Source organism: Mycolicibacterium novocastrense (assembly GCF_001570485.1).
Taxonomy (GTDB): Bacteria; Actinomycetota; Actinomycetes; order Mycobacteriales; family Mycobacteriaceae; genus Mycobacterium; species Mycobacterium novocastrense.
This window is the reverse complement of sequence record NZ_BCTA01000016.1, coordinates 64863-76425: the sequence shown is the minus strand read 5'-3', so window position 1 is coordinate 76425 and position 11563 is coordinate 64863. Positions and strand designations below refer to the sequence as shown.

The window sequence follows — 11563 nt, the reverse complement described above, 5'->3', positions numbered from 1 at the left end:
CAGCGCCGGTGGCCACCCATGGCCCAAGAAATACCGACACGACAACAACCCCAGCGACCAGTCACTGCCTCACTCACGAAAGATCGAGGCTAGTGCAGCCCCGCCAGGAAATCGAGCAACAGCCGGTTGGTTTCCTTGGGCTCTTCTTGTTGGATCCAGTGCCCGACATCGGCGATCATGTGGGTGCCGCAGTAATTGGGCATCACCTCGTGGGCCCGTTCGACCGCCTCGGCCCCCCATGTCGTCCCGACGTCGTACTCGCCCCCGATGAACAGCGCCGGCGGGGTCAGCGGCGTGCCGTCCTGCTCGGCGAGGTCGCACCAGTCGTTGTCGATGTTGTGGTAGAAGCTCAACGGCCCGGCGAACCCGGATCGCTCGAACTCTGCGGTGTAGAAGTCGAGATCGGCATCGGTGAACCAGTCCGGCATCGTTTCCGGGTAGATGAACGCGTCCTTCAGGCGCGCCCCTGCCGGTAGGCACAACGGGCCGGAGCGGATCACCTCGACGGGATCCATCGACGCCAGATCGACGCCGGCGGCCACCGCCGCCTGGGTGGCCGCGATCATTCCCTGACCCGACACGGTATAGGTCAGGCCGAGCAGCCAGCCGCGGAGATCCTCTTCGATCTCGGCGATGATGGCATCTTGTTCGGAGAAGTAATCCTGGTACCACAGCTTCCCGGGACCGGCCAGCTCGAGGTGGTAATCGTTGGGCCTGCGCTCACCGAATGGGCTACCGGGCAGGCCGATCACCCCACGGCCGGCGAACGGAACACTGATGCCGACGACGCCGCGGCACCTCTCCGGATGCAGCCAGGCCGACGTCCACGCCACCGGGGCGCCCCAGTCGTGGCCGACGACGACCGCCTGCTTCTCGCCGTAGGCGTCGATGACACCCACGATGTCGCCGACCAATTCCTTGATGCGGTAAGCCTTTTGCACCCGGTACTTCGACGAGCGCCCGTAGCCACGCTGGTCGATCGCCACCACGCGGTATCCCGCGTTGGCCAGGGCGGGAATCTGGTGGCGCCACGAGTACCACGACTCCGGGAAGCCGTGCACCAGGATCACCAGCGGTCCCTCACCCTGCTCCACCGCGTGGATGCGGGTTCCGCGGCAGTCGAGCAACCGATGGATTGACGACAGCTGCGATATCTGCGACATGTGGGACCCTTCTCTAGCGGGTATGGCTTGCGGCGAAATCGACTGCCGGTTCTTCGGATTGCGCCAAATGGTCGGGAGGCGGGATGGTGCGGTTCTGGTAGTTGCGGGCTATCAACGTCTGCTGGCCCGAGAGCCTGGTCCGCGCCCACTTGCCCAGGACCCGCCCGGCGACCCTCGGCGACATCAACGCCGCGGGTGGCTTGACCAAATGGACGACCGCCAAGAATTCCCGGTAGGTGTCTGGGTCGTCGTGAACCAGTTCCATCACCCGATCCATGTACCAGGTCAGCGCGCGGAAGTAGAAGGGGCGCTTCTTGGCCACATCTTTCACCCAGTCGAACCGAAGGTTCTGCTCCCTGATCACGAACCACGCCGTATCGGCCAGCTTTGCGATCCGGCGGTAGTACCGCCGTGGCAGCTCAGGATCACCCGGACCGTGGTTGGCGAGGAGCGTCTGCATCTCGCGGACTTCCTTGAGCGCCAGCGTCATACCGAGCCCCGACACCGGGTCGGCGCTGGTGTAGGCGTCACCTACCGCCAGCAGCCCGCGCGGCAGGTTGCGCTTCTTCTCGTAACGCAGCCTCAACATGTTCGGATAGCGGAAGTTGTAGATCTGCGACGCCGGCTCCAGCCCGTCGATGTTCTCGCCGACAACCGGTGAGGGCATCAAATCGGCGAATCGGCGGAACTCCTCGGCGGTCCGTGGTGGCGAATAGCAGTTGTAGGCAACGAGTGTGGTGGACAGGATCGTGCGCGAGCTGTCGGTGTAGTACTGCGCCGCATAGGTGTCCTCGTACGGTCGGTACGCGTAGCAGATCATCATCACCCTGTCCCGCCACTGTCGTTCAGGTGGCACCCGGTGGTGCATGGTCGAGTAGAAGCAGTTGATGATGTCCTGTTCGACCTCGGGCGCCCCGATCCCCACCTGGTCGAGGAACTCTGGAACACGGGTGTTCTTGCCCGAGGCGTCCACCACGAATTCGGCCGGTATGACCTCTAATTCACCACGCCTGTCCACCGCGACCCCGATCACGGTGTTGGCGTCGCTGTCGTAGACCAGATCGGCGACCTCTGCCTCGTAGTGGAAGTCGACGCGCGGTTCGTCGTCCAACCGACGGCGCACGCACCACTCGAGCAACGGACGACCGGCGCAGACGATCTGGATGTCGCCGGTTCCCGGCTTCTTCCAGGTGCCGCCCAGGCGGATGCGGTACTGGGCGGCCATGTCGACGTCGAATGCGCCTTCGCGCACCATATCGTCGATGATGCCGGGAAAGATGCGCTCCAACTCGATGCGTCCCGCAGTGAGCAGATGGTGCAGGTGCCAGCCCTGCGCCGCGCCCGGCCGGCCCTCGCGGCGGCGGTGCGGGTCATCCTTCTCCAGCACGATCACCCGCTCGAAGAACTCGGTCAGCATCTTGGCGGCCGTGATGCCAGCGATGCTGCCCCCGATGACCACTGCGGTGCCGCTGCCGCGCCGCCGCACGTCGGCCATGTCGACATCGGCATAGTCCAGCCGCAGCGGGGCCCGCCGCCGCGCGGCACCGCTCGGCACGAACTTCTCGTAGTAGAGGCCGACGCGATGAATATTGCGTTCGTCCAGCCAATTCCGGACCGCCTCGACCATCCCGGCCGGGCCGCACAGGTACACGTCGGCATCGCCGCCGCCGAACATGGCGTCGTCCAGCAGGTCGGTCACCAGCCCCACCGGTCCGGACCAGTGGGCGTCTGGGCGCGACACGATGGTGTGCACATGCAGGTCGGGGATCACACGCTGCAGTCGGTCGAGTTCGTCGAGTTTGCAGAGGTCCGCGACGTCGGTCACCCCGTACAGCAGGTGGACGGGCTGACCGGCATTGTGTGCCATGCTCTGCGCCATCGCCAGGATCGCCGACAACCCGGTGCCACCGGCGACCAGCACCACCGGCCGCTGCACCGGCCTCAGATAAAAGCTGCCCTTGCTGCCCCGCAGCGCGATTCGGTCGCCCGGCTTCGCCCGGTCGCGCAGGTAGTCCGACATCACCCCGGTGGGGAGCAACCGGATGATGAACTCGAGTTCATCGCGTCCGCCTGCGGGGTGCGCGTAGGAGTAGTTGCGCCATGCCCCGCTGCCGGGGACCTGTAACTGCGCGAACTGGCCGGCCTTGAACGTCAGCGGCGGCATACCCGAAACATCCAGCCGCAGAAGTGCCGTGGTGGACGAGACCAGTTCTACCCCGATCACCGTCGCGTGCCCCGTCACCAGGCTGGCCGCGTTGCCGTCCATCGGATACTGAAGTTCGATCAGGCATTCGGAGTTGGCGAAGGTCTGACAGGTCAATACCTTTCGTGCGTCGCGTTCGACATCGGACAGTCCCTCGGTACGGCCCATCTCGTAATCACCCGACCGGCAGGTGGCCACGCAGGTGCCGCAGATCCCGCTCTGGCACTCGTTGACGATTGCGATGCCGTTTTCTTCGGCCGCCTCCAGAATGGACTGGTCGGGCTGCGCCGTCATCGTCTTGCACGTTCCATCCGAATACCGGACGGTGATCTTCTGCGCCTCCATCGGGATGTCCTTCGGTTGAGCGCTAGGCGATGGCGACCGTGGACTTCTTGGCGATCCGAGCGTTGAGCTTGGGCATGACCTCCTCGGCAAGCAGCCGCATCGACTCCTTCCAAGGTCCGGGGTTGTCGCTGTAATCGCAGCCGAGGATCAGCAGGTGGCCGAAGCCTCCGACCTGGTCATAGGTGGCCTCCAGCTTGTCGACCACCGTCTCGACGGAACCGACCACAAAAGTGTTCTCCGCCAGGTATTCCGGTGTTACGTCCTCATCGGGAACCGAGGGGTTGTGCTTGTAGAACTTGGTCATGCCGAACATCCGGAACGTCGGCAGGACATAGGAGCGCATGAAGCGGCCGATCATACCGTCGACGGCGTACCGAAATGCCTGTTCGTCGGTTTCGGCGACGACGACCTCACGTACCAGTCGCCAGTCACGGCGGTCCGGAGTGCGGCCACTGCGCGCGGCACCCTCGAGCACTGCGTCCCAATGCGTCGCGACGTACTCGGCGTTCAGATCGAGGCTCATCGGGAGATAACCGCGCTCGCCGGCAAGCTTGAGCGTTTCGGAGCCGGCGCTGAACCCGGTGACCCCGATCGGCGGGTGAGGCGCCTGGAAGGGCTTGATGTGCCGATGCATCAGGCCTTCGAACATCGGGGCGATCCCGTTGGCATTCCAGTACTTTCCGCGGTACTCCCACGGGTCGTCCTCGGTCCAGACCTTGAGCATGATCTCGAGTGCTTCCCGGGTCATCTCGCGGTGCTCACCGTTCTGTCCGTCGACATCGAACAGAGCCCAGTCGCCGGGGATGCCGCTGGCACCCACCCCGAGCATGAAGCGGCCTTGGGCAAGGTGGTCGAAATAGGCCACGCGGTGGGCCAGCTCCACCGGATGGTGGTACGGAAGCAGATGGGCCCCGGGCGCCAGCTTGATTGACTTCGTCCGCAGTAGCGCCTGAGCGAGCAGCAGGTCCGGTGCGCAGATGGGCTCCCAGGGCACGGTGAAGTGCTCGCCGACCCACGCCTCGACGTAACCCAGTTCGTCGGCGAGTTGGATCAGCTCCAGATCCCACTGGGTTGCGTCGTACAGGCTGCGCTCCGGCGGGTGCGCCGGCATCAGGAAAAGTCCCAGTTCCATCTTCAACCCTCTCAGTAGTGGTCGCTCGCCCGACGGCTTGCTGCGATGTGCACCACAGTACTAGCAAGATACTTCATTGCGCGCAAGTAGGCTACTGTCTTGGCAATTTACTCCTACAAAAGTTTCACTGTTGACGTACTGGCTATGGACATTTTGGTTTCGCGCCGCGTAGCCTGCAGCTCAGCAGCGTGACCGCGCGCCGAGCGGTGACGACCTGAAGGGAGCACTTCGTGCAGCATTTCGACTACATCGACTACGAACTGCTCGATGGCGGCCGAATCGCCGTGATCACGCTCGATCGCCCGAAACAGCGCAATGCGCAGAACCGCGGCCTGCTCGTCGAGCTCGGAGCGGCGTTCGAACTCGCCGAAGAGGACGACACCGTGCGGGTGGTCATCCTGCGCGGCGCGGGACCATGCTTCTCGGCGGGCCATGACCTGGGTTCCGCCGACGACATCCGCGAGCGATCGTCGGGCCCGGGTCAGCACCCGACGTATCACTGCAACGGCGGGACGTTGGGCGGGGTGGCGACGCGCCATCGCCAGGAGTGGCACTACTTCTTCCAGAACACCAAACGCTGGCGCAACCTGCGCAAGATCACCATCGCCGAGGTGCACGGGATGGTGCTGTCGGCCGGCCTGATGCTGGCATGGTGCTGCGACCTGATCGTCGCCGCCGACGACACGATCTTCGCCGACGTCGTGGGCACTCGCCTCGGAATGTGCGGGGTGGAGTACTTCGGCCATCCGTGGGAGTTCGGTCCGCGCAAGGCCAAGGAGCTGTTGCTCACCGGGGACGCCCTGACTGCCGACGACGCGCATGCACTCGGCATGGTCAGTAAGGTGTTCGACGGTGACGAACTATCGGACGCCACAGTCGAATTCGCCCGCCGGATCGCCAAGCTGCCGCCACTCACGGCGTTGCTGATCAAGGAGTCGGTGAACCAGACCGTCGATGCCATGGGGTTCGGCGCTGCGCTCGACGCCTGCTTTTCGCTGCACCAACTCAACCACGCCCATTGGGCCGACGTGACCGGCAACCCTTTGGGCATCGGCAGTGTCGAGTACGGCCTCGAGGACTGGCGGCTCACACCGGAGATCCTGCCCGCGGCCAAGCGGCGGCCCTGACCGGAGACCAGAAGTGGACGTCGACTACCCGCCCGAGGCGATCGCCTTCCGCGACCAGATTCGGGAATTTCTGGCCGAACACCTGCCCGCCGAGTGGGGCGGCGCCGGCGCCCTGCCCCCGAACGAACGTGAACAACTCGGGGTTCGATGGCGCAAGGTGCTCGCCGACCGGGGCCTCATCGCGGTGGCCTGGCCGAAGGAGTACGACGGCGGTGGGCTTTCGGCGATCGAACAGTCGGTGCTCGCCGAAGAGTTCGCCCGCGCAGGTGCACCGGACCGCGCGGAAAACGACCTACTCGGCATCGACCTACTGGGCAACACGATGATCGCGTTGGGCTCCGAGGAGCAGAAGCGCCGATTCCTGCCGCGCATCCTGTCCGGAGAGGACCGCTGGTGCCAGGGCTTCTCCGAACCCGAAGCCGGTTCGGATCTGGCGTCGGTACGGACGAAGGCGGCGCTCGACGACGACGAGTGGGTGATCAACGGACAGAAGATCTGGACGTCGGCCGGACCAACGGCGAACTGGATCTTCGTGCTCGCGCGCACCGATCCGGCTGCGGCCAAGCACAAAGGCTTGTCAGTACTGCTGGTGCCGATCGACCAACCCGGCGTCACGGTCCGGCCGATCGTGAACGCGGCGGGGCACGCGTCCTTCAGCGAGGTCTTCTTCACCGATGCCCGTGCACGGGCAGCCGACGTGCTCGGCGGTGCCGGTGGCGGTTGGCACACCGCAATGACGCTGCTCGGCTTCGAGCGTGGATCGCAGATCACCATTGCGGCGGTGGAATTCGGCAGGGACCTGCAGCGGCTGATAGCCCTGGCCCACGACCACGGCCGGCACACCGATGCTCACATCCGTGACGGACTGGCCTGGTGCTACTCGCGCGTCCAGATCCTGCGGTATCAGGGCTACCGTGGTCTGACCGCATTGCTCCGGGGCGAGCTTCCCGGTGCTCAAGCCGCGATCAACAAAGTGATCTGGAGTGAATACTTCCGGCGCTACACCGAGCTTGCGGTGGAGATCCTCGGTCTCGAAGCGCTGAGCCCACAAGGGCCGGGAAACGGTGCGGCACTGCTGGTTCCGGCAGCAGGCACGCCGAACTCCGCGGCGTGCTGGATGGACGAGCTGCTGTATTCGCGCGCCGCCACCATCTACGCAGGAAGTTCGCAGATCCAGCGCAACGTGATCGGAGAGCAACTGCTCGGACTTCCCAAGGAACCTCGCTGACATGGACTTCCGCTACAGCACCGAGCAGGTCGACTTCCGCGCCGCCCTGCGCGGCTTTCTCACCGAGACCGCGCCCATGGCGCGGGTGCGTGAGGTGGCCATCGCCGGCGGTCACGACCATCGCCTGTGGCGGCGGTTGTGCGGCGAGTTGGAACTACCCGCACTACACCTTCCGCCTGAGCACGGCGGGGTCGGCGGCACACTGGTGGAGGCCGCCATCGCCTTCGAGGAGCTCGGCCGGGCGCTGACGCCGGTTCCGCTGGCGGGCAGTGTCTTCGCGATTGAGTCGGTGCTGCGGATGGGCAATGCGGAGCAACGGCAGCGCTTGCTGCCCGGATTGGTCAGCGGTGAGCGAATCGGAACGTTCACCGCCGTCGGACCCGATGCCGCCGATCCCACGACGGCCACCGTGCGAGCCGACCGCACCGGTCACGGTTCCGTGCTGCATGGCGAATGCGCGCCGGTGATCTATGGGACCGTCGCGGATGTTCTCGTGGTTCCAGCCGAAACCGGCGACGCTGTCACCCCGTACGTCGTCGCCGCCGACGCGCCCGGGGTCACGGTCGAACCGCTCCCCTCGTTCGACACCACTCGGCCGGTGGCCCGTCTGACGTTCACGAACACCCCGGCGGAGGCACTGACCGGTACCCAGGAACTGGACCGTGTGCTCGACACGGCGCGGGTGCTGTTGGCCGCCGAAATGCTCGGCGGCGCCGAGGCATGTCTCGAAACGTCCGTCGAATACGCCGGCAGCAGAAGACAGTTCGACCGCTCGATCGGCTCGTTTCAGGCGGTGAAGCACGCGTGCGCCGAGATGATGATCGAGATCGATGCGACGCGCGTCGCCGTCATGTTCGCCGCGATGAGCGCCACCGACCCCAACCAGCTGGCGATCACCGCGCCCCTGGTCAAGGCGCAGGCCGCCGACACCTTCGCGCTGTGCGCCGGTTCGGCGATCCAGGTGCACGGTGGCATCGCCTTCACCTGGGAACACGACATCCACCTGTACTACCGGCGCGCCAAGACCACCGAGGCACTGTTCGGCAGCAGCACCCACCATCGCGCCCTGCTCGCCGACCGTGCCGGTTTGTAGCCCCGCATCCGGGAGGAGCCGACGATGATCAGCACGCCAACCGTGGCAGTTCCCTCGCCGTCCACGGGAATCACCCTCAGCGACGTTCTCACCCGGCACGCTCGGGTGCGTCCCAGCCACGTCGCGTTCGTCGACTCCCGGCGCCGATGCACCTTCGGTGAGCTGGACGGTCGGGTGACTCGGTGGGCCGATGCGCTGTCCGCACGGGGAATCGGCCCCGGCGATCGGGTCGCCGTGCTGGGGCTGAACAGCCTGGAGATCGTCGAAACCTGGTTCGCTGCACTGCGTGTCGGCGCGATCGTGGTGCCGGTGAACTTCCGGCTCGTCGCCGATGAGGTCGGCTACGTGCTCTCCGACAGCGGTGCTGCGGCACTGATGGTGGACCGGGCCCTGAGCGGCGTGGCCGAACGGGCCCGCGCCGCGGCACCGTCGGTACGCACCGTGCTGACGATCGGGCCGGACTGCGAGGAAGCCATCGCCGCCGCTCCGGCACAAGACATCGCGGTCTCGGTCGCCGACGAGGATCCCGCATTCCTCGTCTACACCTCGGGTACCACGGGTTTCCCGAAGGGCGCGGTGCTCACCCACCGCAACCTGTACCTGCACGCGTTCAGCTCGATCGCCACTCTCGGTCACCGGTATGACGACGACTGCTGGATGGCAGTGGCCCCGCTTTTCCACACCGCGGGCATCTCGGGAATGCTGCCGGCGTTCCTGACCGGCGGCAAGGTCGTGATCACGCCGTCGGGCGGCTTCGATGCCGAGACCACGATCCGCACGATGGCCGACGAGCGGGTGTCGTCGTGCTTCATGACGCCGACACAGTGGCAGAGCGTTTGCGCGATGGACGATCTCGCCGCGCGGGACCTGTCCGGTCTTCGCCGTGTGTGGTGGGGTGCGGCACCGGCCTCGACGACGTTGTTACAGACGATGATCGAGGCATTCCCCCAGGCCGAGGTCATCGCGGCGTTCGGGCAGACCGAGTGCAGCCCCATCACATGTCTGCTGCGGGGGAAGGACTCGATCCGCAAGATCGGCTCGGTGGGCACGCCGATGCTCAATGTCGAGGTGCGCATCGTCGACGAGGACATGAACGACGTCGCACCCGGCACCGTCGGCGAGATCGTTTATCTGGGCCCGCTGGTGATGAAGGAATACTGGAACAAGCCGGAGGAGACCGCGGACGCCTTCCGCGGAGGGTGGTTCCACTCGGGAGACCTCGTCCGGGAAGACGAAGACGGCTACATTTTCGTCGTCGACCGGAAAAAGGACATGATCATCTCGGGCGGAGAGAACATCTACAGCGCCGAGGTCGAGAACGCCTTGGCGGCTCACCCGAAGGTCGCCGAGGTAGCGGTGATCGGAGCCCCCGACCCGGAGTGGGGCGAGACACCGCTGGCCGTGATCGTTCCGCGCGACGTCTCGGATCCGCCGACCATGGCCGACGTGGAATCGCACTGCCGTGCGCACCTGGCCGCGTACAAGCGACCCCGGCGCATCACGATCGTCGAGGAACTACCCCGCAACGCCGGAGGCAAGGTCTTGAAGAACAAGTTGCGCGACACATACGGCACGCCACTGTCCTATGCGGCCGGGCCCACCGACGTCCCGCTGCTCGAGGAGACCATCGGACACAACTTCGAGCGAACAGCCGCGGCCCATTCCGACGTCGATGCCCTCGTCGACATTCGCTCTGGCCGTCGTTGGACCTATGGCGAGTTGAATTCCGAGATCGACGTCGTTGCACGAAGTTTGATCGCCAGTGGCATCGAGCGGGGCGACCGGGTCGGTATCTGGGCACCGAACTGTGCCGAATGGACGATTCTGCAGTACGCCACGGCGAAGGTCGGTGCGATCCTGGTCACCGTCAACCCCGCGTACCGCACGCACGAGTTGGAGTACGTCTTGCGACATTCGAGCATGCGGATGCTGGTGTCGGCGACCGAGTTCAAGACCTCTGATTACCGAACGATGGTCACAGAGGTGCGGCCCGAGGCCCCCGACCTGACCGACGTGGTGTTCCTCGATACCGACGACTGGCAGCGACTCCAGCAGCGCGCGGACGAAGTGTCGCACGACGAGCTCCGATCGCGGATGGGCGCCCTAGCTGAGAGCGATCCGATCAATATCCAATACACCTCGGGCACAACGGGATCCCCGAAGGGGGCTGTGCTGTCGCACCGCAGCATCTTGAACAACGGATACTTCGTCACCGAGCTGATAAATCTGAGAGAAAGCGACCGGCTGTGTATACCGGTGCCGTTCTATCACTGCTTCGGCATGGTGATGGGCAATCTGGGATGCACCACCCACGGTGCCACCATGGTGATCCCGTCTCCCGGCTTCGACCCCGCGGCGACGTTGGCGGCGATCGAGGCCGAACGGTGCACCGGTGTGTACGGCGTTCCGACCATGTTCGTCGCGATGCTGGCCCACCCTGACGTGGCCGACCGAGATCTGTCGTCTCTACGAACCGGAATCATGGCGGGGTCGACCTGCCCGATGGAACTCATGAAGCGCTGCATCAACGAGCTGAACATGTCGGAGGTGGCGATCGCCTACGGCATGACCGAGACGTCGCCTGTGTCGTGTCAGACCCGGATCGACGACGACCTCGACCGGCGCACCGCCACCGTTGGACGAGTCCATCCGCACGTCGAGATCAAGATCGTCGACACCGACACCGGCGAGATGGTCGAGCGCGGCGTACCCGGGGAGTTCTGCACCCGCGGCTACTCGGTGATGACCGGCTACTGGGACGACGTGGTCAAGACCCGCGAGGCCGTCGACGCGGACGGCTGGATGCACACCGGCGATCTCGCCGTGATGCGCGACGACGGGTACTGCCAGATCGTCGGGCGCATGAAGGACATGGTGATCCGTGGAGGCGAGAACGTCTATCCCCGGGAGATCGAGGAGTTCTTGCATTCCCACCCGGATATCGAGGATGCCCAGGTGGTCGGCGTGCCCGACGACAAGTACGGCGAGGAGATCTGCGCCTGGATCAGGATGCGTTCGGGCTGTGCTCCGCTGGACGCCGCGGCGGTGCGCGCGTATGCGACGGACAGGCTCGCGCACTACAAGATTCCCCGTTACGTCCACATCGTCGATGAGTTTCCGATGACGGTGACGGGAAAGGTGCGCAAGGTGGATATGCGGGCCGAGAGCATCCGGTTACTGGGGCTCTAGCACCGTCTCGCGCACATGCCGGAGTCCCTTGCGTTGCCCGCCACCGCATTACTAGGATATCCAACTATCCAGTAGTGAGGGGC

The 11563-nt window shown here is 65.3% G+C and carries 7 protein-coding genes and 1 pseudogene; 5 read left to right on the top strand and 3 right to left on the bottom strand.

All coding sequences use genetic code 11. The features are described 5' to 3' along the window. Window positions 1-89: 89 nt before the first annotated feature. The 3 genes from RMCN_RS04810 to RMCN_RS04800 are packed head-to-tail and all read right to left on the bottom strand — an operon-like array spanning window position 90 to window position 4843. Complete coding sequence (locus RMCN_RS04810; protein WP_110765754.1) at window positions 90-1145, bottom strand: alpha/beta fold hydrolase; 1056 nt, start codon at window positions 1143-1145, stop codon at window positions 90-92. Between the two features lie 31 nt (window positions 1146-1176). Beyond that, a complete protein-coding gene (locus RMCN_RS04805) occupies window positions 1177-3711 on the bottom strand; it encodes a 2Fe-2S iron-sulfur cluster-binding protein (RefSeq protein WP_067387644.1) in 2535 nt (844 codons plus the stop codon). Between the two features lie 22 nt (window positions 3712-3733). After that, entirely contained in the window at window positions 3734-4843 is a 1110-nt protein-coding gene (locus tag RMCN_RS04800; RefSeq protein WP_064415556.1) for an LLM class flavin-dependent oxidoreductase, read from the bottom strand. Between the two features lie 230 nt (window positions 4844-5073). Between RMCN_RS04800 and RMCN_RS04795 the strand changes: the two genes are divergently transcribed. The 5 genes and pseudogenes from RMCN_RS04795 (at window position 5074) to RMCN_RS31355 (ending at window position 11480) form a co-directional block, all read left to right on the top strand. After that, window positions 5074-5970, top strand: a complete 897-nt coding sequence (locus tag RMCN_RS04795) for an enoyl-CoA hydratase (protein ID WP_064415555.1) — start codon at window positions 5074-5076, stop codon at window positions 5968-5970. A 13-nt stretch (window positions 5971-5983) separates the two neighbouring features. Continuing rightward, on the top strand, window positions 5984-7198 hold the full coding sequence (locus RMCN_RS04790) for an acyl-CoA dehydrogenase (protein ID WP_067387643.1): 1215 nt from the start codon (window positions 5984-5986) through the stop codon (window positions 7196-7198). 1 nt (window position 7199) lies between these two features. Continuing rightward, complete coding sequence (locus tag RMCN_RS04785; RefSeq protein ID WP_064415553.1) at window positions 7200-8291, top strand: acyl-CoA dehydrogenase family protein; 1092 nt, start codon at window positions 7200-7202, stop codon at window positions 8289-8291. Between the two features lie 24 nt (window positions 8292-8315). Further along, a pseudogene (locus RMCN_RS31360) lies at window positions 8316-9848 on the top strand (long-chain-fatty-acid--CoA ligase); the annotation flags it as partial. Beyond that, window positions 9846-11480 carry an AMP-binding protein gene (locus tag RMCN_RS31355; protein WP_067387649.1) on the top strand — a complete coding sequence of 545 codons (1635 nt, stop codon included), beginning with the start codon at window positions 9846-9848 and terminating at the stop codon, window positions 11478-11480. The pseudogene RMCN_RS31360 and the gene RMCN_RS31355, both read left to right, overlap by 3 nt. Window positions 11481-11563 lie beyond the last annotated feature (83 nt).